Origin of the sequence: Klebsiella sp. GN_Kp190 (assembly GCF_040061795.1) — a bacterium.
GTDB lineage: Bacteria > Pseudomonadota > Gammaproteobacteria > Enterobacterales > Enterobacteriaceae > Klebsiella > Klebsiella michiganensis.
The window spans coordinates 30,260-57,019 of sequence record NZ_JBEAFN010000065.1 but is presented as its reverse complement, the minus strand read 5'-3'; the positions used below and the strand labels follow the sequence as shown (position 1 = coordinate 57,019).

At 56.2% G+C, this 26,760-nt stretch carries 23 protein-coding genes; 12 read left to right on the top strand and 11 right to left on the bottom strand.

All coding sequences use genetic code 11. The features are described 5' to 3' along the window. Nucleotides 1-162: 162 nt before the first annotated feature. Nucleotides 163-858 (top strand): porin, encoded by a 696-nt coding sequence (locus ABLU67_RS24235; RefSeq protein ID WP_348852569.1) that lies wholly within the window; start codon nucleotides 163-165, stop codon nucleotides 856-858. A 216-nt stretch (nucleotides 859-1,074) separates the two neighbouring features. Here the strand turns inward: ABLU67_RS24235 and ABLU67_RS24230 are convergent, their stop codons facing one another. Continuing rightward, nucleotides 1,075-2,250, bottom strand: a complete 1,176-nt coding sequence (locus tag ABLU67_RS24230) for an oligogalacturonate lyase family protein (protein ID WP_004853909.1) — start codon at nucleotides 2,248-2,250, stop codon at nucleotides 1,075-1,077. 542 nt (nucleotides 2,251-2,792) lie between these two features. On the opposite strand from ABLU67_RS24230, the gene kduD reads away from it, so the two are divergent. Together kduD and ABLU67_RS24220 are read left to right on the top strand one after the other, a co-directional pair. Further along, on the top strand, nucleotides 2,793-3,554 hold the full coding sequence (gene kduD / locus ABLU67_RS24225; protein ID WP_004124661.1) for a 2-dehydro-3-deoxy-D-gluconate 5-dehydrogenase KduD: 762 nt from the start codon (nucleotides 2,793-2,795) through the stop codon (nucleotides 3,552-3,554). A gap of 311 nt (nucleotides 3,555-3,865) precedes the next feature. After that, the gene (locus ABLU67_RS24220) at nucleotides 3,866-5,284 is read left to right on the top strand and encodes a sugar porter family MFS transporter (protein WP_014226687.1); all 1,419 of its coding nucleotides are present in this window, start codon (nucleotides 3,866-3,868) and stop codon (nucleotides 5,282-5,284) included. Here the strand turns inward: ABLU67_RS24220 and ABLU67_RS24215 are convergent, their stop codons facing one another. Continuing rightward, entirely contained in the window at nucleotides 5,285-6,280 is a 996-nt protein-coding gene (locus ABLU67_RS24215) for a LacI family DNA-binding transcriptional regulator (RefSeq protein ID WP_049083394.1), read from the bottom strand. It abuts the gene before it with no gap. A 240-nt stretch (nucleotides 6,281-6,520) separates the two neighbouring features. Here ABLU67_RS24215 and ABLU67_RS24210 point away from each other — a divergent pair, with 240 nt between their 5' ends. From ABLU67_RS24210 to ABLU67_RS24200, 3 genes are all read left to right on the top strand, one after another. Continuing rightward, nucleotides 6,521-7,762 (top strand): MFS transporter, encoded by a 1,242-nt coding sequence (locus ABLU67_RS24210; protein WP_014226685.1) that lies wholly within the window; start codon nucleotides 6,521-6,523, stop codon nucleotides 7,760-7,762. Nucleotides 7,763-7,780: 18 nt separating this feature from the next. Beyond that, on the top strand, nucleotides 7,781-9,214 hold the full coding sequence (locus tag ABLU67_RS24205) for a glycoside hydrolase family 32 protein (RefSeq protein ID WP_025107404.1): 1,434 nt from the start codon (nucleotides 7,781-7,783) through the stop codon (nucleotides 9,212-9,214). A gap of 113 nt (nucleotides 9,215-9,327) precedes the next feature. Beyond that, nucleotides 9,328-10,674 carry a carbohydrate porin gene (locus ABLU67_RS24200; protein ID WP_148849925.1) on the top strand — a complete coding sequence of 449 codons (1,347 nt, stop codon included), beginning with the start codon at nucleotides 9,328-9,330 and terminating at the stop codon, nucleotides 10,672-10,674. A gap of 110 nt (nucleotides 10,675-10,784) precedes the next feature. Here ABLU67_RS24200 and ABLU67_RS24195 read toward each other — a convergent pair whose 3' ends face one another. The 6 genes from ABLU67_RS24195 to ABLU67_RS24170 form a co-directional block, all read right to left on the bottom strand. Next, nucleotides 10,785-11,912 carry an oligogalacturonate lyase family protein gene (locus ABLU67_RS24195; RefSeq protein WP_116279881.1) on the bottom strand — a complete coding sequence of 376 codons (1,128 nt, stop codon included), beginning with the start codon at nucleotides 11,910-11,912 and terminating at the stop codon, nucleotides 10,785-10,787. Between the two features lie 70 nt (nucleotides 11,913-11,982). Next, nucleotides 11,983-13,269, bottom strand: a complete 1,287-nt coding sequence (locus tag ABLU67_RS24190; RefSeq protein ID WP_004105307.1) for an ABC transporter substrate-binding protein — start codon at nucleotides 13,267-13,269, stop codon at nucleotides 11,983-11,985. A gap of 16 nt (nucleotides 13,270-13,285) precedes the next feature. Then, nucleotides 13,286-14,413, bottom strand: coding sequence for an ABC transporter ATP-binding protein (locus tag ABLU67_RS24185; protein WP_014226681.1), 1,128 nt, complete (start codon nucleotides 14,411-14,413; stop codon nucleotides 13,286-13,288). A 12-nt stretch (nucleotides 14,414-14,425) separates the two neighbouring features. After that, a complete protein-coding gene (locus tag ABLU67_RS24180) occupies nucleotides 14,426-15,328 on the bottom strand; it encodes a carbohydrate ABC transporter permease (RefSeq protein ID WP_014226680.1) in 903 nt (300 codons plus the stop codon). Continuing rightward, nucleotides 15,321-16,211, bottom strand: coding sequence for a sugar ABC transporter permease (locus ABLU67_RS24175; RefSeq protein ID WP_014226679.1), 891 nt, complete (start codon nucleotides 16,209-16,211; stop codon nucleotides 15,321-15,323). Before ABLU67_RS24175 ends, ABLU67_RS24180 begins: the two co-directional genes overlap by 8 nt. A 495-nt stretch (nucleotides 16,212-16,706) precedes the next feature. Further along, on the bottom strand, nucleotides 16,707-17,033 hold the full coding sequence (locus tag ABLU67_RS24170; protein WP_004853896.1) for a cupin domain-containing protein: 327 nt from the start codon (nucleotides 17,031-17,033) through the stop codon (nucleotides 16,707-16,709). Nucleotides 17,034-17,169: 136 nt separating this feature from the next. On the opposite strand from ABLU67_RS24170, the gene ABLU67_RS24165 reads away from it, so the two are divergent. Next, complete coding sequence (locus ABLU67_RS24165; protein WP_049103136.1) at nucleotides 17,170-17,862, top strand: aspartate/glutamate racemase; 693 nt, start codon at nucleotides 17,170-17,172, stop codon at nucleotides 17,860-17,862. On the opposite strand, the gene ABLU67_RS24160 is transcribed toward ABLU67_RS24165, so the two are convergent. Then, a complete protein-coding gene (locus ABLU67_RS24160) occupies nucleotides 17,849-18,775 on the bottom strand; it encodes a LysR family transcriptional regulator (protein WP_025107408.1) in 927 nt (308 codons plus the stop codon). The genes ABLU67_RS24165 and ABLU67_RS24160 overlap by 14 nt on opposite strands. Nucleotides 18,776-18,908: 133 nt before the next feature. Between ABLU67_RS24160 and lysA the strand changes: the two genes are divergently transcribed. Further along, on the top strand, nucleotides 18,909-20,171 hold the full coding sequence (gene lysA / locus ABLU67_RS24155) for a diaminopimelate decarboxylase (RefSeq protein ID WP_348852568.1): 1,263 nt from the start codon (nucleotides 18,909-18,911) through the stop codon (nucleotides 20,169-20,171). A gap of 39 nt (nucleotides 20,172-20,210) precedes the next feature. Here lysA and ABLU67_RS24150 read toward each other — a convergent pair whose 3' ends face one another. After that, nucleotides 20,211-21,212, bottom strand: coding sequence for a LacI family DNA-binding transcriptional regulator (locus tag ABLU67_RS24150; RefSeq protein ID WP_162140818.1), 1,002 nt, complete (start codon nucleotides 21,210-21,212; stop codon nucleotides 20,211-20,213). Nucleotides 21,213-21,515: 303 nt separating this feature from the next. Between ABLU67_RS24150 and ABLU67_RS24145 the strand changes: the two genes are divergently transcribed. The 4 genes from ABLU67_RS24145 (at nucleotide 21,516) to ABLU67_RS24130 (ending at nucleotide 25,606) form a co-directional block, all read left to right on the top strand. Further along, nucleotides 21,516-22,853: a PTS transporter subunit EIIC gene (locus ABLU67_RS24145; protein ID WP_014226668.1), complete on the top strand. Its 1,338-nt coding sequence runs from the start codon at nucleotides 21,516-21,518 to the stop codon at nucleotides 22,851-22,853. A 7-nt stretch (nucleotides 22,854-22,860) separates the two neighbouring features. Continuing rightward, complete coding sequence (locus ABLU67_RS24140) at nucleotides 22,861-24,288, top strand: glycoside hydrolase family 1 protein (RefSeq protein ID WP_201162163.1); 1,428 nt, start codon at nucleotides 22,861-22,863, stop codon at nucleotides 24,286-24,288. A gap of 68 nt (nucleotides 24,289-24,356) precedes the next feature. After that, a complete protein-coding gene (locus ABLU67_RS24135) occupies nucleotides 24,357-25,130 on the top strand; it encodes a GntR family transcriptional regulator (RefSeq protein WP_348852567.1) in 774 nt (257 codons plus the stop codon). Further along, the gene (locus ABLU67_RS24130) at nucleotides 25,127-25,606 is read left to right on the top strand and encodes a GNAT family N-acetyltransferase (protein WP_049078713.1); all 480 of its coding nucleotides are present in this window, start codon (nucleotides 25,127-25,129) and stop codon (nucleotides 25,604-25,606) included. Before ABLU67_RS24135 ends, ABLU67_RS24130 begins: the two co-directional genes overlap by 4 nt. On the opposite strand, the gene galR is transcribed toward ABLU67_RS24130, so the two are convergent. Next, nucleotides 25,567-26,583, bottom strand: a complete 1,017-nt coding sequence (gene galR, locus ABLU67_RS24125) for an HTH-type transcriptional regulator GalR (protein WP_014839434.1) — start codon at nucleotides 26,581-26,583, stop codon at nucleotides 25,567-25,569. The two genes, ABLU67_RS24130 and galR, sit on opposite strands and share 40 nt — an antisense overlap. Nucleotides 26,584-26,760 lie beyond the last annotated feature (177 nt).

Genomic DNA, 26,760 nt, shown 5'->3' with positions numbered 1-26,760 from the left:
ATTCCTTTCTGACGCGCTATTTTGTTGAGCGTTGTCACGTCTTTCTGTGCCACCTTTTTTGAAACAAATATTTACGATCGCGATCACTAAAACATTATTGCCTAAAAAATAAAATACGGTTTTATAAAAACGAAACGATATTTTAATTATGAGGGGTAATTTATGTTCGCAAGATCTCTGGTCCTTGCTGCACTCTGTGGCATGTCTTTCGCGGCTTCAGCCGTCACGGTAGATTTACGTCACGAATTCATTGACGGCGGCAAATCGGATAAGAGCAACGCCGACCGCGTCTCCGTCTCCCATCGTTTCGCTAACGGCTTTGGCTTCTCCGTTGAGGCGAAGTGGAAGTCGGGCGGCGATAACACCAGCCAGCCTTATTCAGATTTCGTCGGTAATGGTCATGAAGAGAGCATTACCTGGCAGTGGAAGGCGAATAAAAACTTCTCGGTCACGCCGGGGTTCAATATTGAAAGTAACGATAGCCGCTCGATCTACAAGCCAAACCTGCGCGTGCAGTACAGCTTCGATAATGGCTTCTACGTCGCCGCCCGCTATCGTTACGACTATACCCGCTACCCGGCGAATGCAGGGAAAGATGATGACAAAGTTAACCGCGGCGATGCGTGGGCCGGTTACGTCTTCGGCGACTGGCGTACGGAGCTGAACTACGTTTATGCGCGCAGTACCGAAGGGGTTAAGCGCAACGACAACAAACCGTACTCGCAGGAGTACAATCTCAAGGTTGCCTACAAGCTGGATAAAAACTGGGCGCCGTACGGCGAGCTCGGCAACGTTGGCGTCAACGATCGCAGCGACCGCCAGACCCGTTTCCGCGTAGGTGTTGCCTACTCGTTCTAACTTAAAAAATGTCCTCATCGTTTACCCCGGAGCGGTCAGCCGGGGTTTTCCGTTGGTATGAATCCCTCTTCCCGGAGCGGCGCAATGCGCCCCATCGGCACGGAATGTAGCCCGGATAAGCGCAGCGCGATCCGGGGAAAACGCCGGGCATAAAAAAGCCCTCCGAAAGGAGGGCAAGGCCAGTTACAGAAACACTAACTCAAACAGTGGCTAACGCTATGCCTTCAGCATCTCAGGCTGGGGCGGCAGCTTCGCGATATACACGGCAGGTTTGCCGTCTTTATCGGAGCTGAACAAAATGGCGCTATCGTCCGGCGTAAAGGACGGGTGCGGGTGGGTAACCTGGCGACTATTGGCCACGGTTGCCCAGGAGGTATCGTGACGCGCAACGCGGAAATAGGCCTGCTTCGCGACATCGAAAGCGTACAGATACGGGTCGTTATCAATGGTGTAGCCGCTGGTGTCTTTGACGTCCACCGGTGTACCGGAACCATCGCCAACCAGCATCGTGCCGTCAAAGTTACTCATCAGATGCGAACAGGCCGGCATCTGCATCACCGCTTCATTAACGCCGGTATCCGGGTTGAAGCTGTAGATCGTCCGGCCCTGCTGGCCCTTCAGATAAGAGACGTACACCAGCGCGGAGCCGTTCGGTACCCAGAATTCGTGGGTGCAGCTTTCGCCTTCCGCATGCGCTTTGACTTTACGCACGTTGCTACCGTCTTCATTTACCATCCACATCCGCGCATCGACCAGGTCATGCGGCCCTTCATGGCAGAAGGCGACGGTATGGTCATCGAACGGACGATAAATCGGATGGCCCAGCCATTTCTTCTCTTCGTGGATCACGCTGCTTTCGCCGGTTTGCAGGTCGACGCGCAGCAGGCGGCAGTGGGGGCCTTTGTGGAAGAAATCATGGAAAATCTGCCAGTCGTTGAGCGGCGTCCAGTCGCTTTTGGCAATCTCGATGCCAACCAGTTTGGTGCAATCGCTGTTGGCCACCCAGGTACCGTAGCCCACCCAGTCATCGGCGACGCGATACACTTCACGCTCTTGCAGCGTGGTGAGGTTAACCTCCAGCAGCGTACGGTCGTTCTTCACGTAATAAAGGGATTTATCATCCGGAGAAAGGAAACCACCAAACGTGTTATCACCGGCGCCTTCCGTTAGCTGCACCGCCTCGGCCTTTGCGAGGTCCAGCAGATAGTAGTTCCAGTTGCCGTCGAATTCGCCGGCAAACAGCAGGTGGCTGCCATCGTTAAAAAAACACTTCTGATAGAAATAGTTACGATGACAGGTTACTTCCGGTGGGGTTAAGCGGGTGATCTCCGCGCCGGTGTCCGGATCGCGGCTGACGTCATAATTCAGTTTAACCCGCATGCCTTTAGCCATGATGTACTCCTTTTCCTTCCTGAGATGTTGCCCGCCTGCGTTGACCGGCCAGTGGAAGTAGATTTAAAAGATGGGTGTTAATTTATCAAAACATCGTTTCATTATTTGTGATGGCGGACGCAATTCGCAACAACTTCTTGCTATAGATCGCCTTTTTTTGCTGACAGTACGGCCGGCATCCCCGCTCTCTTTGTTTTCCTGCCGTTTTTTTTCGATCCGCCGTCTTTTTTTAAAGTTTGAATAACTCATTGTATTTTATTGAATTAAATAGGAGTTTCACGGTTTATCAATCACCGCTTCGTGATCTGTTTTGCATTTTTAACATTTAACAGTCTTAAAATTGAAACGATGTTTTAATAATAATTGAAAATGACTTTAGCCGGGGCTAAGATGTGCTCACTGTAAAACGGAACTCTGTTTTATTTTTAGAAGGGGCAATCCCTGCGAGTTCTTCAAACCATAAGGGTCTGCACAAGCCGCAGGCTGGACTATCAGAACCTTGCCTGTACCTACACAGGCTCTGAAAGATTAAGGAACCAAGTATGATTCTCGACGCATTCTCCCTGCAGGGCAAAGTAGCCGTGGTGAGCGGTTGTGATACGGGTCTGGGCCAGGGCATGGCGGTGGGCCTGGCGGAAGCCGGTTGCGATATCGTGGGTATCAATATTGTTGAACCGACGGAAACCATTGAGCGCGTCACGGCGCTGGGCCGTCGTTTTCTCAGCCTGACCGCCGATCTGCGCCAGATTGACGGTATCCCGCAGCTGCTGGAGCGCGCGGTGGCGGAGTTCGGCCATATCGACATCCTGGTTAACAACGCCGGCCTGATCCGTCGCGAAGACGCGATCGAATTCAGCGAGAAAAACTGGGACGACGTGATGAACCTGAACATTAAGAGCGTGTTCTTTATGTCTCAGGCGGCGGCGAAGCACTTTATTGCCCAGGGGACCGGCGGCAAGATTATCAATATTGCCTCGATGCTCTCTTTCCAGGGCGGGATCCGCGTACCTTCCTACACGGCGTCAAAAAGCGCGGTGATGGGCGTGACTCGTCTGCTGGCGAACGAGTGGGCGAAGCACGGCATCAACGTCAACGCGCTGGCGCCGGGCTATATGGCGACCAACAATACCCAGCAGCTGCGCGCCGACGAACAGCGCAGCAGCGAGATCCTCGACCGTATCCCGGCGGGACGCTGGGGTCTGCCGAGCGACCTGATGGGGCCGGTGGTCTTCCTGGCCTCCAGCGCTTCTGACTACATCAATGGCTACACCGTCGCGGTGGATGGCGGCTGGCTGGCGCGCTAATATTTGCCGCGTTATCAGCGCAAAATGGAACCCTGCTTCGGCAGGGTTTTTTTATGTCTGAATAACAATTGTCCATATGATGAAACTGAAATAGTCCATATGGTTTATTTGTTTTTGAGGTAAGCATCTATATGTAACAGGGGTTGTTGAAGATGAAATGCTTATTTTCTGCTCTTCTGAAAGTTGAATGTCCATCACAAAACCATTGCCTGTAGCAACTTAATCCATATCTTTGGCGTGTCCTGCCTGACACCTTACGCCGCCGATCCCGTAGTTTCATCGTATGTCTTACTTCGTCTGGCAGGAAAAAAATGACCACTCTCAGTCACGACTCTACAACCATGCCGCGTACGCAGCGCGATACCCGGCGCATGAATCAGTTTGTCTCCATTGCCGCCGCGGTGGCAGGGTTGCTGTTTGGCCTCGATATCGGGGTGATTGCCGGGGCGCTGCCCTTTATTACCGACCATTTTGTTTTATCCAGCCGCCTGCAGGAGTGGGTGGTGAGCAGCATGATGCTGGGAGCCGCCATCGGCGCGTTATTTAACGGCTGGCTCTCTTTCCGCCTCGGGCGCAAATACAGCCTGATGGTGGGGGCGGTGCTGTTCGTTGCCGGCTCCGTGGGCTCCGCGTTTGCGACCAGCGTCGAAATGCTGCTGGTGGCAAGGATCGTTCTCGGGGTCGCCGTGGGGATCGCCTCTTATACCGCGCCGCTGTACCTGTCGGAAATGGCGAGCGAAAACGTGCGCGGCAAGATGATCAGTATGTATCAGCTGATGGTGACGCTGGGTATCGTGATGGCGTTTCTCTCCGACACCGCGTTCAGCTATAGCGGCAACTGGCGGGCGATGCTTGGCGTACTGGCGCTGCCGGCGGTGGTGCTGATTATTCTGGTGATCTTCCTGCCGAACAGCCCGCGCTGGCTGGCGGAAAAAGGGCGTCACGTGGAAGCGGAAGAGGTGCTGCGGATGCTGCGCGACACGTCAGAAAAAGCCCGTGACGAGCTCAACGAGATCCGCGAAAGCCTGAAGCTGAAGCAGGGCGGCTGGGCGCTGTTTAAGGTCAACCGCAACGTGCGGCGGGCGGTATTCCTCGGCATGCTGTTGCAGGCGATGCAGCAGTTTACCGGTATGAATATCATCATGTACTACGCGCCGCGCATCTTTAAAATGGCGGGCTTCACCACCACCGAACAGCAGATGGTCGCGACCCTGGTGGTTGGCCTGACCTTTATGTTCGCTACCTTTATCGCCGTCTTTACCGTCGATAAGGCCGGACGTAAGCCGGCGCTGAAAATCGGTTTTAGCGTGATGGCCATCGGCACGCTGGTGCTGGGCTACTGTCTGATGCAGTTTGATAACGGCACCGCCTCCAGCGGTCTCTCCTGGCTGTCAGTGGGGATGACCATGATGTGTATTGCCGGCTATGCGATGAGCGCCGCGCCGGTGGTGTGGATCCTGTGTTCGGAAATTCAGCCGCTGAAGTGCCGCGATTTCGGCATCACCTGCTCAACCACCACCAACTGGGTGTCGAACATGATTATCGGCGCGACCTTCCTGACGCTGCTGGACGCGATCGGCGCGGCAGGAACCTTCTGGCTTTACACCGCGCTGAACGTCGCCTTTATCGGCGTGACGTTCTGGCTGATCCCGGAAACCAAAAACGTCACCCTGGAGCATATTGAACGCAGGCTGATGTCCGGCGAGAAGCTGCGCAATATCGGCAATTAATTACAACGACTCGCGCGGCAGCCACGGGCTGGTTACTTTCACCGTCTCCCGATGGCTGTCGCCGTTAATAATGTGCTGGGCGCTCAGGCGCCCGATATCATAGTGCGGTAGCTGCACCGTTGAGAGCGACGGGAAAAACAGATCGCCAATCCCCACCATATTGTCATAACCCACCACCGCCACATCCTGCGGAATGCGCAGCCCGCGCGCCAGCAGCGTCTGATAGACCATAAACGCGATGCGGTCGTTGCCGCAAATCACCGAGTCGAACTGCGGCTTGCGCTGTTGAATATGGGCCAGCACGACAGCGGGAATATCGCGATAGTGCTCATCGCCGTAGGCCATATAGCAGTGAGCGAGCGTATCCGGGTCAATACCCGCTTCCCGGCAGGCGCGTTCCAGCCCCTGACGGCGGCGGACGGTCGCCAGATGATTCGCCGGCAGATGCAGGCACAGCGGCCGGCGATAGCCCGCGGCCAGTAGAGCCTGCACCGCCGTATACTGACCCTGTTCGTCGTCCGGGATATAGCTGGCCACCGGGTCGTGCAGGCTTTCGCAGTTGGCCAGCACGCAGGGGAGGGTTAACAGCTTGGCCGGTAGCGGTACCTGACGCAGACCCATCGTGGTGTAGATAATGCCGTCCGGACGATGGGAGAGCAGCAGGTCGACGATAGCGTCCGGGCTATCGTCAGAGAACATGTTGACCACGAAGCTGTTCCAGCCGTGCGCTCGCGCGGTCTCTTCGATGGAGAGCGTAATCTCCACCGAAAACGGCGTGGTGACGGTATCCAGCGCCAGTACACCGATGGTGTTTGGCGTCGCGTGAGCGCCGCGGATTTTCTTCGCCGACAGGTCGGGGACGTAGTTGGTCTCTTCGATAGCCGCCTGGACCCGAGCCAGGGTCTCCGGCTTGAGCCTTTCCGGGCTATTAAGCGCCCGGGAGACCGTCATTAGCGAGACATTCGCCAGCTTTGCTACATCCTTCAGAGATGCCATATTAAGTGCTCCACCCTTGCCGCCAGCAGCGGGGTCAACTAAGTTACTGATGTAAAAGGATCATACAATATTCTATCGTACACGTAGCGCGAGCGAAGAAGGTGAATATTTGATCGAGATCTCATCTCCTTTATGTTAACGTTAACTTTTGTGATTAACATCATGAATCGCAACAAAACGAAGTGAGTTTCGCTTTTTGTTAACGTTACCATAATAGCATTACTCCAACATGAGAATGTCATGATGAAAGCGCATCACTCTCACAGCTATCCGTTACTCAGTGCGTTACTCTTTTTCTTTTTCGTGACCTGGTCCTCTTCAGGTTCGCTGCTCTCTATCTGGCTACATCAGGAAGTGGGACTTAAGCCGGGGGATACGGGAATTATCTTCTCAGTGCTTTCCGTCTCCGCGCTTTTCGCCCAGGTGTGCTACGGCTTTATTCAGGACAAACTCGGCCTGCGTAAAAATTTGCTCTGGTACATCACCGTACTGCTGATCCTCTCCGGCCCGGCCTATATGGCGTTTGGCTACCTCCTCAAAATTAACGTCTTACTCGGCAGCATCTTCGGCGGGATTTATATCGGACTGACCTTTAACGGCGGTATCGGCGTGCTGGAATCCTACACCGAGCGCGTCGCGCGCCAGAGCCAGTTTGAATTCGGCAAGGCGCGGATGTGGGGCTCGCTGGGCTGGGCGGTGGCGACCTTCTTCGCCGGTTTGTTGTTCAACATTAACCCGCACTTAAACTTCGCGGTGGCCAGCTGCTCCGGACTGGTCTTTTTTTTCCTACTGGCGCGACTGCGGGTCTCTTCCGCGCCGCATGCCATGCAGGAGGCGGTATCCGGCGGTAAAGTCACGCTGGAAGACGCCCTGCGTCTGCTGACCCTGCCGCGCTTTTGGGCGCTGGTCTTCTTCGTCATCGGCACCTGTATCTACGGCGTTTATGACCAGCAGTTCCCGGTCTACTTCTCTTCCCAGTTCCCGACCCTGCAGGAAGGCAACGCGATGTACGGCTACCTGAACTCGTTCCAGGTGTTCCTGGAAGCCGCCGGTATGTTCTGCGCACCGTGGCTGGTTAACCGCGTCGGCGCGAAAAACGGCCTGATTTTCGCCGGAATGGTGATGGCCATGCGTATGGTGGCTTCCGGGCTGGTGGAGGGGCCGCTGCTGATCTCCATCACCAAGCTGCTCCACGCCGTCGAACTGCCGGTACTGCTGGTATCTATCTTTAAATACAACAGCTTAAACTTCGACAAGCGTCTTTCATCCACGCTGTATCTGGTCGGCTTTGCCTGCACCAGCTCGGTTATCGCGACGGTTCTGTCGCCGCTCGCTGGCTATAGCTATGAGAAATACGGCTTCGCCCAGTCCTATCTGATTATGGGACTGCTGGTGTTCTGCACCACCTTTATCTCCATCTTCTTGTTGCGCTCCAGTAAGTCCTCTTCGGACCCGCTAATGCCGCAAACTTCCGCTATCTGAATCAAAAGAGTAATGAATATGACGTATTCAATTTCCCGGGCTGAGCAAGAACTGCAGGCTAAACATGAACAGCTGAACCTGCGCTGGTATCCGCGCTATCACCTGGCCGCCCGTGCGGGCTGGATCAACGATCCCAATGGCCTGGTCTGGTTTGACGGCTGGTACCACGCGTTTTACCAGCACCATCCGTACTCCACCAAATGGGGGCCGATGCACTGGGGCCACGCGCGCAGTAAAGATCTGGTGCACTGGGAGCATCTGCCGGTGGCGCTGGCCCCGGAAGGCCCGGAGGATAAAGACGGCTGCTTCTCCGGCTCCGCGGTGGTGGATGGCGATACGCTGGCATTGATTTATACCGGGCATAAATTTCATGGCGATCCCAGCGATGAAGCCAACCTGTATCAGGTGCAATGTCTGGCCACCAGCCGCGACGGCATTCACTTCGAGCGCCAGGGGATCGTGGTCGACACTCCGCCGGGCATGCACCATTTCCGCGACCCGAAAGTGTGGCGAGAAGGGGACAGCTGGTACATGATCGTCGGCGCTCGCGATGGCGACACCGGCCAGGTGCGGCTGTATCGTTCAGCCGATCTGCGCCAGTGGCAGGATGCTGGCGTCCTCGATGAGGCGGAAAAAGAGATGGGCTACATGTGGGAATGCCCGGACTTCTTCGCCCTCAACGGCAAGCATATTCTGATGTTCTCTCCGCAGGGGCTGGCGGCTAAAGGCTATCAAAACCGCAACCTGTTCCAGAGCGGCTATCTGCTCGGTGAATGGCGGCCGGGGCAGGCGTTTGTGCGTGAGGGCGAGTTTGTGGAAATGGATCACGGCCACGACTTTTATGCCCCGCAAAGCTTCCTCACTCCCGACGGCCGCCGCATTGTCATCGGCTGGCTGGATATGTGGGAGTCGCCGCTGCCGGAGCAGCAGGACGGCTGGGCAGGCATGCTGTCGCTGCCGCGTGAACTGAGCCTGAGCGCGGATAATCGACTGCAGATGCGTCCGGCGAAAGAGGTCGAGAGCATGCGCGGCGCCAGCTTCCCGTGGCCGGTGACGACCCTGAAAAACCAGCAGACCACGATGGTGGAGAACTGCGAAGCGATGGAGGTGATCCTGCACTGGGATGGCCTGAACAGCAGCGCCGAGCAGTATGGCCTGAGCTTCGGCGAAGGTTTGCGCGTTTACGTGGATGCGCAGATGCAGCGCCTGGTGCTCGAGCGGCACTATCCGCAGCATGGCCTGTGCGGCACCCGCAGCGTCCCGTTGAATGAAGGCGCCGATCTGAAGCTAAGGATATTCTTCGATAGCTCTTCCGTCGAAGTGTTTGTTAATGATGGCGAGGCCTGTCTTAGCAGTCGTATATATCCGGATGCCGATCGTCGCGAATTGGCTTTATTTGCCTGGAGCGGTTCGGCTTATTTAACCGAAGCCGGCGCCTGGCAGCTGGAATAAGTTTTACTGAATAGTTGTTAATAACCCGTCTTCGACGGTGGACGGGTTATTATTGTCGAGCTTTACCCATAAATAAAAAATACTATTTAACTAAATAATAAAGGGTTATTCCGATGAATAAAATCTGGGTCGGGTGTGTTCTGACGTCTTTATTTACCCCTCTGGCTAATGCACAGGCGCCGCTATCCCTTGAGGAGCGGCTGGCGCAAATGGAACAACGGCTAAAGGCGACAGAGCAGCGGGCGGCCAGCGCGGAGGCGGAAATCCGCGCGCTAAAAAAACAGGAGGCACAAGCGACGACGGTGGCCAGCGCCGCACCGGCTAAACCCGCTTTACAACTTAATGATTATGGTGAATTAAAATTCTATGGCGACGTTGAGTTTAATATGGACGGCGCCAGCCGCACCGGTAGCCTGACGTCGGTGAAAACCAGCGCCAATAAAAACTGGGCGCCGGGAGATAAAGAGCGCTGGGATATTAACGGCCGTATTCTTCTCGGCTTTGATGGATTACGCAAAGGGGCTAACGGTAAATATGCCGGATTCAGCGTGCAGCCGCTGGCGGATATGAACGGTAAAATGAATCTTGATGATGCGGCCTTTTTCTTCGGTAAGCAGGACGACTGGAAAATTAAAATAGGTCGCTTCGAAGCCTACGATATGTTCCCGCTTAATCAGGATACGTTTGTTGAATATTCCGGCAACACGGCGAACGATCTGTATAGCGACGGCTACGGCTATATTTATATGATGAAAGAGGGGCGCGGACGCAGCAGCAGCGGCGGCAACTTCCTGCTGAGTAAAAATCTCGATAACTGGTATTTTGAGGTGAATACGCTGGTGGAGGACGGTAGCTCGCTGTTTGTGGACCAGAATTATCACGGCAACGCGCTGGATAATCGTAAAAATGTGGTTTACGTGCGTCCGGTCGCGGCCTGGCAATCCGGCGCCTGGTCGGTGGCGGCGGCGATGGAGAGTAATCTTGTTAATAATGCTTACGGTTATGAGAATCAGAATGGACGTTGGGTCGACCAGTCCAGCCGCACCGGCTACGGCATGACGATGAGCTGGAACACGCTGAAAACCGATGCCGAGGACGGTGCGGTGGTGAACTTAAGCACCGCGTATCTGGACGCGGCGGACGAAAAGGATTTCAGCGCCGGTATCAATGCGTTATGGCATCGCGTGGAGCTAGGCTATATCTATGCGCATAACAAAATCGACCAGTTTAATATGTCCGGCGTCAACGCGGAGTGCGATAGCGACTGCGCGATTCTGGCTCCGGGGCGCTACGACATTCACACCATTCATACCTCATGGCATCTGCCGAATATTATGGATATGCCGAACTTTAATATTTATCTCGGGGCCTATGCGTCATGGCTCGATTCATCGGCAGCGAAAAGCGGCAATACCGATGAACGCTACGGCGCGCGGGTGCGGTTTAAATATTTCTTCTGACGGTCTTCCCGGGTCGCGGCGTAAACGCCTTACCCGGGCTACTGGATCGCAGACGGCTGTGAACATGTAGCCCGGCTAAGCACCGCGCGAGCCGGGACGTTGCAGAATCACTACACCTCCACCAGATACAGCGCTGGCATACCCTCTTTATCGGAGGTAAACAGCACCCAGCGGTTATCCGGTGAAAATGAGGGATGCGGATGCGTCGCCTGGCGCTCGCCTTCAATCACTTTCCAGGTGGAGTCGTGGCGGCACACCGCAGTCTGCTTATCGGCGGCAATATCAAACACCCAGATAAACGGATCGTTAAGCTGTATATCGCCGGTGCTGTGCGGCGCGCCGTCGCCGACCACCAGGCTGCCATCGTGATTGCTCATCAGATGTGAGCAGGGAGGAATGGCCATCAGCTGGCGATTTTCCAGCGTTGCCGGGTCGGCGCGATACAGATAGCGATGCGGATCGTTTTCCTGATGCGCGACATAGTAAAGCGCGGAACCATCCGGCACCCAGAATTCGTGGGTAAAGCTCTCTCCCGACCGGTGCTGGCGAACCTTGCGCATATGGCTGCTGTCAGCGTTGATAAGCCACATTCGGGCATCGATAGCATCGCGCGGGCCTTCGTGGCAGAAGGCGATGGTGCCGTCATCAAACGGGCGGTAAATCGGGTGGCCGAGCCAGCGTTTTTCCTGCAATACCACGCGCTGTTCGCCGCTGTGCAGGTCGATATTAATCAGCCGGCACTCCGGCTCGGTGAAGTAGAATGCGCGGAACTTGCCCCAGTCGGTCAGCGGCTGCCAGTCGCTTTTTTTGATTTCGATACCCACCATCTGGCTGCAATCGCTATTGGCGACCCAGGTCCCGTAGGCCACCCATTGGTCATCCACCTGATACACCACCTGCTCCTCCAGCGAGGCCAGATCCACGCGGCGCAGCTGCTGGTTGTTTTTCACGTACCACAGCGACCGGTCGTCGGCGGAAAGGAAACCGCCAAAGGTGTTATCGCCCGGCCCGTCGGTGAGCTGGGTGGCCTGCTGCCCGGCGATATCGAGTAAATAGTAGTTCCAGTGGCCTTCAAACGCGCCGCCGAAAATCAGCTTGCTGCCGTCCCGGGTAAAGCATTTTTGGTAGAAGTAGTTGCGGTGGCAGATAACATGCGGTGGCGTCATCCGGATCACCTGGTGACCGGTTTCGCTGTCCTGCGTATGCAGAAAGCTCAGCGGGATGATTTTGCCTTTCATGATTCATTCACTCCTTGCTAAAAAAATACCCCGCAGCCGGAGCTGCGGGGTAGGGACCGATAACGGGTTGTTAGCGCATCGCGCGGCGCAGGATACGGTCAGACTGACGCTGGAAGTCAATTGCCGTCTCTTCTACGGTTTTCTGCCCGTAGTCGATGTACTGCAGAGAGGTGCCGAACTGGGCCACGATCTGCGGGTCATCAAAGTATGGCGACACCGAGAGTTTGGCCGGCAGGGACTGCGCCAGGCGCAGGCCTGATACCGCCGGATCGTCCTCTTTAATAGCGCCGTTTTCGGTCAGGTATTGAACCGCGACTTTGCTCAGCGGCACGCCGCGCTCAAGTCCCAGCGTCTCAACGCCTTCTTTGCTGTTCAGCAGGAAGTTGATCACCTTCGCCGCCGCTTCCGGATTTTTGGTGGATTTACCAATGGAGAGCATCTGCGCAGGTTTAAAGAACAGACCCGCGTCGGTAGCGCCCGGCAGCATCGGATAGCTGCCCAGCTCCAGCTTCGCCGGCGGCTTCAGGTTGTCGGAGTATTTGTTAATGGTGGAGTTCCACATATAGGTCCCCGCCCACTCGCCCTGAATCCACGGCTTCATTTCATACATATTGCTCTTACCGAACGAGGCATAGTACTTGGTGTCCGGCATGACGTGGCTGTCGATAAGCTTTTTATACATCTGGAAAAATTCGACCCACTGCTCTTTGCTGTAAGAGAATTTCTTGGTTTTTTCGTCGATAGCCGGCTGGTTGTACTTCTGAATCATATATGAATTGAGCAGCGCCAGGGTGTCCTGGTGCTCCAGCACCACCGGGTAATACTGTTTACCCAGCTTGCTCTCAAAGGTTTTACCCGCCGCCATCAGCTCGTCCCAGGTTTTCGGGTACTCGACGCCGGCTTTTTTCCAGGTCTCGTCGTTGAAGTAGAACACGCGCGCGGTGACGGAAATAGGGATACCGTTAAGCTTGCCGTCCACCGTGGTGGTTTGCAGCTCTTTGGCATCAAACTGGCTCAGGTCGATTACGTCCTTCATCTTATTCAGATCGTAGAAGCCTTCGCCGTTTTTCGAGAAGATCGGCAGCCAGTTCCAGTTAGTTTGCATCACGTCCGGCTCCGTGCCGCCGGCGATTTGCGTGGTCAGGCGCGAAAGATGGCCATCCCAGCCGGTATATTCCGCTTTAACATTAATATCCGGGTTTTGTTTATGAAACTCTTCCAGCGCCTTCAGGGTTACCTGGTGGCGGCCGTTGCCGCCCCACCATGACATACGCAGGTCGACATCCTTCGCCATGGAAGGTAACGCGGTAAGGCCCAAAGTTGCGGAGATTGCGGCGCTTAAAAGCACTTTTTTCATTTTAATACTCCAGGGTTCACAGAGAGATGTTCTGTTCAGTTTTGGCGTCAAAGATATGACACTTGTTGAGATCGAACTTGAAATGCACCGTGCGATGAAGCCCTTTCTCAATCATTGGCTTCGCTTCATCGGACGGCACGCGGGCGGTCAGTTCATAATCGGCAACCTTCAGGTAGACGAAGAATTCATGGCCCATGTTTTCCACCCGCACCATTTCACCGGCGCAGGAGCCTTCAGCAAACGGTTCATCGGAGATGGAGACGAACTCCGGGCGGACGCCAAAGAACACCTGCTGGTTCTTATGGGTCTCGACCTTACTCTGCAATCTGTCGTTTAGCGGCAGCAGCCCGTCGCCAACGGTCAGATGCAGGCGACCCGCTTGCTCAACCAGCTTGCTGGGACGAATATTCATCTCCGGCGCGCCGATAAACCCGGCCACAAACATGTTTTTCGGCTTGTGATAGAGGTTGTCCGGGGTATCCACCTGCATGATATGGCCCAGCTTCATCACGCAGATGCGGTCGCCCATGGTCATCGCCTCGGTCTGATCGTGGGTAACGTACACGGTGGTCGCCGGTTTACCGGATTTCTTCAGCTGCTTATGCAGGTCGGAAATACGGATGCGCATCGAGGCGCGCAGCTTGGCGTCAAGGTTAGAGAGCGGTTCATCGAACAGGAATACATCCGGTTTCTTCACAATCGCGCGGCCAACCGCCACGCGCTGTGCCTGGCCGCCGGAGAGCTGACGCGGCAGGCGGTCCAGCAGCTCTTCCAGCTCAAGGATTTTCGCCGCTTCGTTTACCTGGGCCTCAATCTGATCTTTCGGCAGCTTGCTCAGCTTCAGGCCGAAGGCAAGGTTTTCGCGCACCGTCATATGCGGATAGAGCGCGTAGTTCTGGAAGACCATCGCGATACCGCGCGCTTTTGGCGCGAGGTTATTCACGATTTTCTCGCCAATCCGCACTTCGCCGCCGCTGATGGTTTCCAGACCGGCCAGCATGCGCAGGGTAGTGGATTTGGCGCAGCCGGACGGCCCAACGATAACCATAAACTCGCCGTCCGCGATTTTCAGATCGATACCATGTACCGCCTTGAAGCCGTTGGAGTAGACTTTTTCCAGTTTGTTGAAAATAACTTCAGCCATGATATTTCCCTCTTAACCTTTAATTCCGCTGCTGGTAACGCCCTGTACGAAGTAGCGTTGTGCCAGGAAGAACACGATGATGGACGGCAGAATGGAGATGCTCGCCATTGCCAGAATTTCGTTCCACGGAGCGCCTTCCGTGACGTCGATGGACATTTTCAGCGCCAGCGCGATGGGGTATTTATCCACGCTGTAGACGTAAATCAGCGGACCGATAAAGTCGTTCATGGACCACATGAACTGGAACAGCGCCACCGAGATAATCGCCGGTTTCAGAATCGGCACCACCACGTACCACAGCACCTGAATAGAGTTGCAGCCGTCAATCTGCGCCGCTTCTTCCATGTCGCGCGGAACGCCGCGCAGGAACTGAATCAGCATGAAGACGAAGAACCCCTGAGTGGCGAAGGCCAGCGGCAGGTACAGCGGCAGATAGCTGTTCAGCATGCCCATTTCACGGAACATCAGATACTGCGGGATCAGCAGTACGGTGCTCGGCAGGAGCATGGTGGTGATCAGCGTGGCGAACCAGAATTTCTTCCACGGAATTTCGAAGCGGGCAAAGCCGTAGGCCACGATGGTGGAGGAGATAATGGTCAGCAGCACTTTCGGGATCACATACTTGAAGGTGTTCAGCATGTAGTGGCCGAAGTTGTACTCGGTGCCGGTTTTCCAGCCGTTGATAAAGCCATCCCATGTCGCGTGGGCAGGCCACAGGCTCAGGGTGGTGAAGATCTCGTGGTTCGGTTTGAACGACGCCGAGAACATCCATACCAGCGGGTAGAGCATCAGCAGGCCGACGAACAGCAGGATCACGTAGCGAATTGAGCGGCTGACTTTTTCACGACGCAGCGTCCGCGCGACTTCACGTTCGGCGATGTCCCTTGCTTCAGAGATTTGTTGGATATCAGCCATTTTTGCCTCCCTTATCGGCGGAGTAGAACACCCAATATTTTGAAGACTTAAACGCAATGGCGGCAAAGACCGCGACCACCAGGAACAGTACCCACGCCAGCGCCGCGCCGTAGCCCATATCGAAGTACTTAAAGGCGGTGTCGTAGATATAGAGCGAGAACAGATAGGTGGAGTAGGTTGGGCCGCCGCCGGTGATGACGTACGGGCCGGTAAACTCCTGGAACGCCTGAGTGGTCTGCATGATGAAGTTGAAGAAAATCACCGGCGTGATTAGCGGCACCGTGACCTTCATAAACATCTGCCATTTTGACGCGCCATCGATCATCGCCGCTTCATATTGTGATTGCGGAACGTTCTGCAGCGCCGCAAGGAAGATGACCATCGCCGAACCGAACTGCCAGACGCGCAGCAGGGTGACGGACATCAGGGCCAGCGAAGGCTCGCCGAGCCAGTTGACCGGGTCGAAGCCAAGTACACCGATAAAGCTGTTCAGCAGGCCGTCGATAGCAAACAGCGCGCGCCACAGAACGGCGATCGCCACCGAGCTACCGAGAATGGACGGGATATAGTAGGCGGTACGGAAAAAACCGATGCCGCGCAGCTTAAAGTTGAGGACAAAAGCGATCCCCAGCGCGAAAGCCAGCTTTAACGGGATGGTTAAAAAGACATACGCAAACGTCACGCCCATTGATTTCCAGAAGAGGCCATCTTCGGTCAGCATGTAGCGATAGTTTTCGATGCCGTTAAACACCGGTGGACTCATCAAATCGTACTCAGTGAAACTGAGGAAGAAAGATGAAACAAAGGGAAAGGCGGTAAAGACTATCAACCCTATGATATAGGGGGATATCCATGCCAATCCCAGCATTCTGTTTTCATTCATACATACCTACCTGGCTTACGAGTTTGTAATACGGATTCGGGGTTACTGCCTTTCCCGCGGCCCGTGCCGCCGGAAAGTTAATGCGTTCCTGGTATGTCAGCGGTAAATCATTCCTTGTTAACGGTGCGTGTGTTGAGCGCTTTTGCGCGCTTGTCGTCCCTGGAGAACATCTGTTTTTTGATTTTGTCTTACCCGGCGTCCTGATTTTGTAAAACGCCGTTTTAATTTTATTTTATTGCTATTTATTACGGAGTCATTCGGTTGATCGCGGAAATGTGATCAAAGTCGAAACGATGTTTCAAAAAGGTGCTGGCGCGCGCATTTTGCAGGAAGCCAAGTCATAGAAAAGGATGAGCGGCAGGCGCAGTGAGGCTATTCAGGCGGGATTAATTGCTCTGCTAATCATTATGCTACGACATACTTTATGACAATTATTATTAGCGGAAAAGTTCAGAAAATGGTGGGCACGCCTGGCATGCCCTGGGGCAGGAGAAATTACTTTTGCAGAAAATCCTGACGAACGGGAGTAAAGGTATCAAGAAGCGTGCCCGGCTTCAGGCAGACGCAGCCGTGCATAATTTCCGGCTTCTTATAGAGCGTATCGCCGGCGCTGACCACGTGCTTTTCATCACCGATGGTGAACTCAAACTCGCCGGAGAGCACATAGGTGAGCTGCTCGTGCGGGTGATTATGCATCGGCCCGATAGCGCCCGCTTCGAAGTTCACTTCAACCGCCATCATCTTGCCATCGTGCGCAAGGATGCGGCGGGTGACGCCATTGCCCAGATCTTCAAGGGTGGTCTCTTTATGAAAAATAAACATCCGCTGGTCCTGTAATTAAATGAAACAATGTTTCATTTAATCTATCGCATAATCTTCTAAAAGGAAACGATCGTCGGGAGAAGTGGAAAGTCGATCACAACTTTGTTTTACTGAAAACCTCACACAAGGAGGGATGATGAAAACGATTGGTCTGTTAGGCGGCATGAGCTGGGAATCGACGATTCCTTACTACCGGCTGATTAACGAAGGTATTAAAGCGCGCCTCGGCGGCCTGCACTCCGCCAGCCTGCTGCTGCACAGCGTGGATTTCCACGAAATTGAAGCCTGCCAGTCAAGCGGCGACTGGCAGCGCGCGGGCGAGATCCTCGCCCAGGCGGCGGCCGGCCTGCAGCAGGCGGGCGCCGAGGGGATTGTCCTGTGTACCAACACTATGCATAAAGTCGCGCAGGCGATTGAAACGCGCTGCGATGTGCCGTTTTTGCATATTGCCGACGCGACCGGACGGGCGATTACCGCGAAAGGGCAGAACCGCGTTGCGCTATTAGGGACCCGCTATACCATGGAGCAGGATTTTTATCGCGGGCGCCTGCAGCAGCAGTTCGCTATCGACACGCTGATCCCGGAGGCTGAAGATCGTGAGCGGATTAACCAGATCATTTTTGATGAACTGTGCCTCGGCGTCTTTAGCGAGCATTCACGCGACTACTATCTTCAGGTCATCGAGCTCCTGGCGGAGCAGGGGGCGGAAGGGGTGATTTTCGGCTGTACCGAAATCGGTCTGCTGGTGCCGGAAGAGAGCAGCCCGCTGCCGGTGTTTGATACGGCCGCGATCCACGCGGCGGACGCGGTGGCGTTTATGCTGTCGTGAGTACCGCTTCGAGCGGCGTCAGGATACGCGACATGCTGTTTTGCAAATGCAGGGCGAAGGCATCGACCAGCGCGGAGCCGGGGCGGTGCAGCGGGCGCACCAGGCTAACGGTAAAAGGCACTTCAACGCTAAAGCGGCGTACCACCACGCCGTTCCCGGCATAATCGAGGGCGGTGAGCGGGTTAACCACCGAAATGCCGACCCCGGCTCTTACCATCGCGCAGATGGAGGCGGCGCTGTGCGTCTCCACCACCATCCGCCGTTTGACCTGATGTTCGACAAACAGGGCATCGAGCAGCTGGCGATAGCTATCGGTGCGCGACAGGCTAATGTAGTTTTCGCCGTGAAAATCCGCAGGCGTCAGCATCGGCTTAGCCGCTAACGGATGGCCCTGCGGCAGTACGCACACTTCATTCAGGGTCAGCAGCGGCGTACGCTCGGTTCCGGCGGGGGTATGCAGGGTTTCCGTCAATCCCAGATCGTGGCGCTGGGCCGACAACCACTCCTCCAGCAGCGGTGATTCCTGGGGGACAATTTGCAGGCTGACGTCCGGGTAGCGCGCTAAAAACGGCGCCAGCAGCAGCGGCAATAGCGATTGGGAGAAGACCGGCAGACAGGCTATCGACAGCTCGCCCTGGCGGAACTCGCGCAGGCTTTCTGCGGCGCTGACGATTCTGTCCAGACCGTACCAGGATCGCTGCACCTCTTCAAACAGACGTAATCCCTGAACCGTAGGCTGCAGGCGCCCGCGCGTGCGGGAGAATAGCGTCAACCCCAGCACCTTTTCAAAACGCGCCAGCTCGCGGCTGACGGTGGGCTGCGAGGTATGCAGCATGCGTGCGGCCTCGGTCAGATTGCCGGTGGTCATCACCGCATGAAAGATTTCAATATGACGCAGGTTGACGGCGGGCATGGGGGTTCCTTAAGTGGCGCAAGCCATATCATTTTTGCATAGAGTGGCAATAAAACGATATTTTTTATTGCGTACGCGCTGTGGCGTAATCGTAAAAAACAGAAATAACGCACACACAGCACCGGAGTTCCTTATGCCACACTCGCTTTACGCTACCGATACCGACCTGAGCGCAGAAAACCTGCTGCGTCTGCCCGCCGAATTCGGCTGCCCGGTTTGGGTTTACGACGCGCAGATTATCCGCCGCCAGATTGCCCAATTGAGCCAGTTCGACGTGGTGCGTTTTGCGCAGAAGGCCTGCTCCAATATCCACATTCTGCGCCTGATGCGCGAGCAGGGCGTGAAGGTGGATTCGGTGTCGCTGGGCGAGATCGAGCGCGCGCTGGCGGCCGGGTACGATCCGCATCAGCATCCGGAAGATATCGTCTTTACCGCCGATCTGATCGACGATGCAACCCTGGCGCGGGTTAAAGAGCTGCAGATCCCGGTCAACGCCGGCTCAATTGATATGCTGAGCCAGCTGGGCGAAGTCTCTCCGCGCCACCGCGTCTGGCTGCGGGTTAACCCGGGCTTCGGCCACGGCCACAGCCAAAAAACCAATACCGGCGGCGAGAACAGCAAGCACGGGATCTGGCACAGCCATTTAACGGCGGCGCTGGAAGTGATGCGTCGCTATCAGCTCCAGCTGGTGGGGATTCACATGCATATCGGTTCTGGGGTCGACTATGGTCACCTGGAACAGGTCTGCGGCGCGATGGTGCGTCAGGTTGTTGAATTCGGGCAGGATCTGCAGGCGATCTCCGCCGGCGGCGGACTGTCGATCCCGTATCACGAAGATGAAGAGGCGATCGATACCGATCACTACTTCGGCCTGTGGAACGCGGCGCGCGAGCAGATCGCTAAACATCTGGGCCATCCGGTCGCGCTTGAGATCGAACCGGGTCGCTTCCTGGTGGCGGAGTCCGGCGTGCTGGTTTCTCAGGTTCGCAGCGTGAAGGAGATGGGCAGCCGCCACTTCGTGCTGATTGACGCCGGTTTTAATGATTTGATGCGCCCGGCGATGTACGGCAGCTATCACCATATTACCGCTCTCGCCGCGGACGGCCGCGATCTGCGCGCCGCGGCGGAGGTTGAAACCGTAGTGGCCGGGCCGCTGTGCGAATCGGGCGATGTATTTACCCAGCAGGAGGGGGGGAAAGTGGAAACCCGCCTGCTGCCTGCGGTGGCGCCGGGGGATTATCTGGTGCTGCACGATACCGGCGCTTACGGCGCGTCGATGTCTTCTAACTACAACAGCCGTCCGCTGCTGCCGGAAGTGCTGTTCGACAACGGCAAAGCGCGGCTGATCCGCCGTCGCCAGACCATTGAAGAGCTGCTCGCGCTCGAGCTGCTGTAAGGCGCTGCCCGATGGCGCTTCGCTTATCGGGCCCGCTAATTATGCGTAATACGGCCCGGTGGTGACCGACTCGCGCAGCACCAGCTTGCCGGTAAACGGCGGTATGGTCTCGATCGGCTGGCCGTTGGCCAGCTTGATGGCCTGATCGATAGCGGTGGTGATCATGTTATCGATCGGCAGATAGACCGTCGACAGCCCCGGCTCCAGCCATTTCGCGCTCGGCGCGTCATCAAAACCAAACAGCGAAATATCCTGCGGGATCCGCAGCCCTGCCTGATGCAGCGCTTTCGACGCGCCCAGCGCCATATCATCGTTACAGGAAAACAGCGCGCTAAACGGCGTTTTCTCTTCCAGCAGCTCGCAGCAGAGTTCATAGCCGCGGCTCATGGTGGAGTCGCCGTATTTCACCTTCGCCGGATCCCACTTGATGCCGTGCTTCTTCAGCGCGTTGCGATAGCCTTCCAGGCGAGCTTTACCCGTCGGCGTGTGCATCGGCACGGTCAAACAGGCAATATCGCGATGGCCCTGGGCAATGAGGTACTCAACCGCCTGAAACGCCGCGTCCTGCTGTTCGAAGAACACGCAACGCTCCCGGGCCTGGCTAACGTCGCGGTTGATCACCACCAGCGGCATGGCGATAGACTCAATAAGCGACATAATCTTCTTTTCGCTCATATGGCGCGTGTAGAGCACGATGGCATCGCACTGGCGATCGGCCAGCATCTGCACTGCCTCTTCTTCACGCTCCGGCGCATCGTGGCCGTCGGTGACGATCAGCTGTTTGCCCCAGGCTTCCGTCTGGCGAGAAGCTTGCTGCAGCAGGCGGCCAAAATAGAAGCCGTCAAAGGTGGAAACCACCAGACCGATGCTGTTGCTCGTGCGGTTCGCCAGCGAGCGGGCGAGAAAGTTAGGCCGGTAGCCCAGCTCTTCCATCGCCTTAAAAACCTGTTGGCGGGTGCTCTCTTTCACCTGACCTGTGCCGTTCAACACGCGGGAAACCGTCGCTTTAGAGACGCCTGCGCGAATTGAGACATCCAGCATTGTAGCCATTCATCCGATTCCTGATATCACGTGGTGAACCGCAGTTTATCACAGACATTCAGGGGGATATGGCTTCATGGCGCGGTAAAAAACCATCGCGATCACGCTTTTACAGGAATTGATCGCAGGGAAAAGAAAATCGCAAATGCGGTATGCCAATTATCGCCTTTCTGGAATGCCAATGAACGGGTTGGGAGCTTAATCACAGAACTTATTCTCCTCAGTGGCTATTTTTTGGTATGCCAATAGGTGTTTGGCTGTACACCTGGTGCGCTAAAAGCCCTTAAACCTGAGGTATCCTCTATGGCATTGCAGGACAAACTGATCGACTCACTGGGGAGTTTCGCCACGAAATTCAACAGCTACCGCTACATCATGGCGATAAAATCCGCTTTTATTACCCTGATGCCGGTGATCATCGTCGGCGCCTTTTCGGTGCTGATCTCCAATATGGTGCTGGATCCGAAAAACGGACTCGCCAGCTTTCAGGCGCTCTCTTTTCTGGCGGCGCTGAAACCCATTACCAGCGCGATCAACTACGCCACCCTTAACTTTCTCAATATTGGCGCGGTCTTTCTTATCGGCATCGAGCTGGGGCGGATTAACGGCATCAAGAGCCTGTTCCCCGGTCTGCTGGCGGTGATCTGCTTTATCTGCGTGACGCCGACCACCGTCGAAATGATGGTCGACGGGCAAATGCATGAAGTGAAAGATGTGCTGCTGCGCCAGTTTTCCGATACCCGTAGCCTGTTCCTCGGTATGTTTATCGCCATTCTGTCGGTGGAGATCTACTGCTGGCTGGAGGGCCGCAAGGGGCTGAAGATCAAGATGCCGGATACCGTGCCGCCCAACGTATCGGCGTCGTTCTCCGCCCTGATCCCGGCCATTATCACCACCACGGTGATTGCCACCTTTGGCTTTATTTTCCATCAGGCCACCGGCATGTACCTGTATGACGCGGTCTATCAGGTGGTGCAGCAGCCGCTGGAGCGGGTGGTGCAAAGCCTGCCGGGGATCCTGCTGCTGATGTTTGTCGCGCAGCTGTTCTGGGTTATCGGTATCCACGGCAACCAGATGATCAAACCGATCCGCGAACCGCTGCTGCTGGGAGCCATCACCGTCAATATGAGCGCCTTTGAGCAGGGCAAAGAGGTGCCTAATATCATCACCATGCCATTCTGGGACGTTTATATGAGCATCGGCGGATCGGGGCTGACGATTGGCCTGCTGATCGCGGTCATGATCGCCACCAAACGCAAAGAGATGAAAGAGATCGCCAAGCTGTCGATTGGGCCGGGTCTGTTCAATATTAACGAACCGGTGATTTTCGGCATGCCGATCATGCTCAATCCGATCCTCGCGATCCCTTTTATCATCACGCCGCTGGTGACCGGCAGCATCGGCTACTTCGCGACCGCCGCCGGCTTTGCCGGTAAAGCGGTGGTGATGGTGCCGTGGACCACCCCGCCGCTGATCAACGCCTGGCTCTCTACGGCGGGTTCGATGGGGGCGGTGGTGACGCAGCTTATCTGCATCCTGACCGCGGTGCTGATCTATCTGCCGTTCGTCAAAATAGCCTCCCGCCGCGCGGAAAACGCTCAGCGCCAGGCGGAGAACGAGCAGGCCAGCCAACAGATATGAGGACACAATGACGACAGTAAAGATGGCGATCCCCCGCGACTTTATCCTCGGCGCCGCCGCTTCCGCGTGGCAAACCGAGGGCTGGAGCGGTAAGAAAGCGGGCCAGGATTCCTGGCCGGATCTCTGGTACAAGAACGACCGCCGCGTCTGGCATAACGGCTACGGCCCGGCGGTGGCGACCGATTTTATCAACCGCTTCCGCGAAGACGTGCAGTTGATGAAGCTGGCGGGGCTGACCCACTACCGCACGTCGATTAACTGGTCGCGCTTTCTCACCGATTATGAAAACGTCACGGTCGATGAAGACTATGCGGCGTACTACGATCAGTTGTTCGATGAACTGCTGGCCAACGGCATCGAGCCGATGATCTGTCTTGAACACTATGAACTCCCCGGCTATCTGCTGGAGCAGTACGGCGGCTGGGCGTCAAAAAAGGTGGTTGAGCTGTTTGTGCAGTACGCGGAGAAAGTGTTCGCCCGCTATCACCACAAAGTCACGCGCTGGTTTACCTTCAATGAACCGATCGTGGTGCAGACCCGCGTTTATCTGGATGCGCTGCGCTGGCCTTACGAGCAGAACACCGGCACCTGGATGCAGTGGAATCACCACAAGGTGCTGGCGACGGCAAAAGTGGTCCGGCTGTTTCGCGAGAAAGGCTATCGCGGCACGGTAGGCTGCATTCTTAACCCGGAGGTCACCTACCCGCGCTCAAAAGCGTCGCACGATGTACGCGCCGCCGAACGCTACGATCTGTTTTATAACCGGGTTTTCCTCGATCCGCTGGTCCACGGCCTCTACCCGCCTGAGCTACTGGCCCTGCTCGAACAGCACGGGGTCTCCTGGGATTATGACGCGGAGGAGCTGGCGATAATCCGCGACAACACCGTTGATGAGCTGGGGATTAATCTCTACTACCCGCATCGGGTTAAGGCTCCATCGCGCGCCTGGCATCCGCAGACGCCGTTCCATCCGGCTTACTACTATGAGCCCTTTGAGCTACCGGGGCGGCGGATGAATCACTCCCGCGGCTGGGAAATTTATCCGCAAATCGTTTTTGATATGGCGATGCGGATCAAGCAGGACTACCGCAATATTGCGTGGTTCGTGGCGGAAAGCGGCATGGGCGTGGAAAACGAAGGGCAGTTTCGCAATGGCGAAGGCACCATCGCCGACGACTACCGGATCCGCTTTATCAGCGAGCATCTGTGGCAAACGCTGCGCGCGCGGGAAGCGGGGGCCAACTGTCACGGCTACATGCTGTGGGCGTTTACCGACAACGTTTCGCCGATGAACGCGTTTAAAAATCGCTACGGGCTGATTGAAATCGATCTGCAAAATAATCGTGCGCGGCGGCCCAAGGCGTCCGCCAGCTGGTTCCGTAAGCTAGGCGAGAGCCGGGAATTGACGCTGGATATTGACGATGAGTGGCGCTAGCCGGGCTGAAATTTTGCTAAGATAGCGGCCGATATTGACTCGCAGGCTCATAACGCACAGGTGATATTGTGGAGAAGGCTATCATTCCGCCGGAAAAGAAACCCTACCAGGAAATAGGTGATGATTTACGCGCACAGATTGCGCAGGGGCGCTATCCCATCGGGTCGCGCCTGCCGCCGGAACGCAATATCGCCGAGACCTACGGCGTGAGCCGGACCATCGTCCGCGAAGCGCTGCTGATGCTGGAGCTGCAGGGGACGGTCGACATTCGCCAGGGCTCCGGGGTGTACGTGATGCGCATCCCGCACGAGGACGATAGCGAGGAAGAACAGATGCTAAGCAGCGACGTCGGGCCGTTCGAAATCCTGCAGGCCCGCCAGCTGCTGGAGAGCAATATCGCCGCTTTTGCCGCCAAAATGGCCACCCGCGCCGATATCGATAACCTGAAGCGGATTATCGAGCAGGAACAGCGGGCGATTGCCGCCAACGATACCAGCCAGGATAACGCCCGGCTGTTTCACCTGGTGATGGCCGGCGCGACGCAAAATCAGATGCTGCTGGCGACGGTTGAGCGCATCTGGCTGCAGATGGACAGCAGCCCGCTGTGGCAGCAGTTCAACGTGCATATCGCCAGCCGGGCGTACCGGCTGAAGTGGCTCGGGGACCGGCAAACGCTGCTCGCCGCCCTGCGCCGACGCGATGTGATGGGGGCCTGGCAGGCAATGTGGCAGCATCTTGAAAATGTCAAAAACAGCCTGCTGGAGCTCTCCGATGAAGACGCGCCGGACTTTGACGGCTATCTCTTTGAATCGGTACCGATTTTTCAGGGAAAGCTGGTATGATTATTCACCCCCTCTACGCTGCGCCGCAGCACGCTTCATGCGTGACGGAGTGGCTCTGGCGAGAGTTTGGCGCTGACGCGCTGCCGCGGGCGTTCTTCGCCAGCATTGTCGAACATAGCCAGACGCCGGGAGCGTTGCCCATTACCTTTGTGGCCGTGGAGGGCGAGAGGCTGCTGGGCACCGTCGGCCTGTGGCGCTGCGATTTAATCAGCCGCCAGGATCTCTATCCGTGGATGGCGGCGCTCTACGTGGCGCCTGAGGCGCGCGGGCAGGGGCTGGCGGGAAAACTACAGCAGCACGTCATCGGATATGCCAGAGCGCAGGGCTATACCGAGCTATTTCTCTACTCCGCCTGCCGCGATTTTTATGAGCGTTTTGGCTGGCAGTATATCGGCGAAGGCCTGGATTATCCGGCCAGCGCCGTCAGTTTATACCGCTACGATTTATCGCTGTCGAGGGGCGCAATCACCGAGTGACGGCGGACCAGCGTGGGGCTGAAAAGGTGGGTAATCTCCGGCGGCGGGCGATGCTCCGCCAGCGCTAACGCCAGCTCCGCGGCCTGCGTCGCCATGGTGACAATCGGATAGCGTACGGTGGTCAGACGCGGGCGCACGTAGCGCGAAATCAGCACGTCATCAAAGCCAATCAGCGAAATCTCACGCGGCACATCAATCCCGTTATCGTTTAATACGCCCATCGCGCCGGCGGCCATCGAGTCGTTATAGCAGGCGACGGCGCTGAAGTTCCTGCCGCGGCCCAGCAGCTCGGTTATCGCCTGTTCTCCGCCGCTCTCATCGGGCTCGGCAAAGGTCACCAGGCGATCGTTGCACGGCAGATCGCTCTCTTTTAACGCTGCCCAGTAGCCCTGCAGCCGGTCTTCAGCATCGGAAATAGCGTGATTAGAGCAGAGATAGCCGATGCGGGTGTGCCCCTGCTGAATCAGGTGGCGGGTCGCGAGCCATGCGCCGTAGCGGTCATCCAGCGCCACGCAGCGCTGCTCGAAACCGGGCAGGATGCGGTTAATCAGTACCATGCCGGGGATTTGCTGCATCAGCGAGGCCAGTTCGTCATCGGGGATCATTTTGGCGTGGACCACCAGCGCCGCGCAGCGGTGGCGAATCAGCTGTTCAATCGCCTGGCGCTCTTTATGGAGGTTGTGATAGCCGTTACCGATCAGCAAAAAATTGCCGGTATTGTAGGCGACCTGCTCGACGGCTTTCACCATCGCGCCGAAGAAGGGGTCGGAGACATCGCCCACCACCAGGCCGACGGTTTCCGTTGACTGCTGCGCCAGCGCGCGGGCGTTGGCGTTGGGGTGATAATTTAGCGTTTCCATCGCGGCGCCTACCGACTGGCGCGAGGCTTCGCTGGCTTTCGGTGAATTGTTAATAACGCGGGAGACGGTAGCGACGGAGACTCCTGCGAGCCGGGCTACATCCTTAATAGTCGCCATACCAGGCCTTTTTTAGGGTAAGCGTTTACATGGCATTTATGTTACGGGAAAGCGCGGCAGATTCAAGGGTTGGTACTTTTGGGTTAATGCAATTGTGACGCAGATTAGCGTTGCGGGTGAAATAGTTACCCACAGGGGTGCGGAGAATGATTCCGGGAACGGACAATTCACACCTTT

What these genes read in the sequence shown, in the direction of transcription:
- ABLU67_RS24235 (WP_348852569.1), top strand. Translation starts at nt 163, where the DNA reads ATGTTCGCAAGATCTCTGGTCCTTGCTGCACTCTGTGGCATGTCTTTC.
- ABLU67_RS24230 (WP_004853909.1), bottom strand. Translation starts at nt 2,250, where the DNA reads ATGGCTAAAGGCATGCGGGTTAAACTGAATTATGACGTCAGCCGCGAT.
- kduD (WP_004124661.1), top strand. Translation starts at nt 2,793, where the DNA reads ATGATTCTCGACGCATTCTCCCTGCAGGGCAAAGTAGCCGTGGTGAGC.
- ABLU67_RS24220 (WP_014226687.1), top strand. Translation starts at nt 3,866, where the DNA reads ATGACCACTCTCAGTCACGACTCTACAACCATGCCGCGTACGCAGCGC.
- ABLU67_RS24215 (WP_049083394.1), bottom strand. Translation starts at nt 6,280, where the DNA reads ATGGCATCTCTGAAGGATGTAGCAAAGCTGGCGAATGTCTCGCTAATG.
- ABLU67_RS24210 (WP_014226685.1), top strand. Translation starts at nt 6,521, where the DNA reads ATGATGAAAGCGCATCACTCTCACAGCTATCCGTTACTCAGTGCGTTA.
- ABLU67_RS24205 (WP_025107404.1), top strand. Translation starts at nt 7,781, where the DNA reads ATGACGTATTCAATTTCCCGGGCTGAGCAAGAACTGCAGGCTAAACAT.
- ABLU67_RS24200 (WP_148849925.1), top strand. Translation starts at nt 9,328, where the DNA reads ATGAATAAAATCTGGGTCGGGTGTGTTCTGACGTCTTTATTTACCCCT.
- ABLU67_RS24195 (WP_116279881.1), bottom strand. Translation starts at nt 11,912, where the DNA reads ATGAAAGGCAAAATCATCCCGCTGAGCTTTCTGCATACGCAGGACAGC.
- ABLU67_RS24190 (WP_004105307.1), bottom strand. Translation starts at nt 13,269, where the DNA reads ATGAAAAAAGTGCTTTTAAGCGCCGCAATCTCCGCAACTTTGGGCCTT.
- ABLU67_RS24185 (WP_014226681.1), bottom strand. Translation starts at nt 14,413, where the DNA reads ATGGCTGAAGTTATTTTCAACAAACTGGAAAAAGTCTACTCCAACGGC.
- ABLU67_RS24180 (WP_014226680.1), bottom strand. Translation starts at nt 15,328, where the DNA reads ATGGCTGATATCCAACAAATCTCTGAAGCAAGGGACATCGCCGAACGT.
- ABLU67_RS24175 (WP_014226679.1), bottom strand. Translation starts at nt 16,211, where the DNA reads ATGAATGAAAACAGAATGCTGGGATTGGCATGGATATCCCCCTATATC.
- ABLU67_RS24170 (WP_004853896.1), bottom strand. Translation starts at nt 17,033, where the DNA reads ATGTTTATTTTTCATAAAGAGACCACCCTTGAAGATCTGGGCAATGGC.
- ABLU67_RS24165 (WP_049103136.1), top strand. Translation starts at nt 17,170, where the DNA reads ATGAAAACGATTGGTCTGTTAGGCGGCATGAGCTGGGAATCGACGATT.
- ABLU67_RS24160 (WP_025107408.1), bottom strand. Translation starts at nt 18,775, where the DNA reads ATGCCCGCCGTCAACCTGCGTCATATTGAAATCTTTCATGCGGTGATG.
- lysA (WP_348852568.1), top strand. Translation starts at nt 18,909, where the DNA reads ATGCCACACTCGCTTTACGCTACCGATACCGACCTGAGCGCAGAAAAC.
- ABLU67_RS24150 (WP_162140818.1), bottom strand. Translation starts at nt 21,212, where the DNA reads ATGCTGGATGTCTCAATTCGCGCAGGCGTCTCTAAAGCGACGGTTTCC.
- ABLU67_RS24145 (WP_014226668.1), top strand. Translation starts at nt 21,516, where the DNA reads ATGGCATTGCAGGACAAACTGATCGACTCACTGGGGAGTTTCGCCACG.
- ABLU67_RS24140 (WP_201162163.1), top strand. Translation starts at nt 22,861, where the DNA reads ATGACGACAGTAAAGATGGCGATCCCCCGCGACTTTATCCTCGGCGCC.
- ABLU67_RS24130 (WP_049078713.1), top strand. Translation starts at nt 25,127, where the DNA reads ATGATTATTCACCCCCTCTACGCTGCGCCGCAGCACGCTTCATGCGTG.
- galR (WP_014839434.1), bottom strand. Translation starts at nt 26,583, where the DNA reads ATGGCGACTATTAAGGATGTAGCCCGGCTCGCAGGAGTCTCCGTCGCT.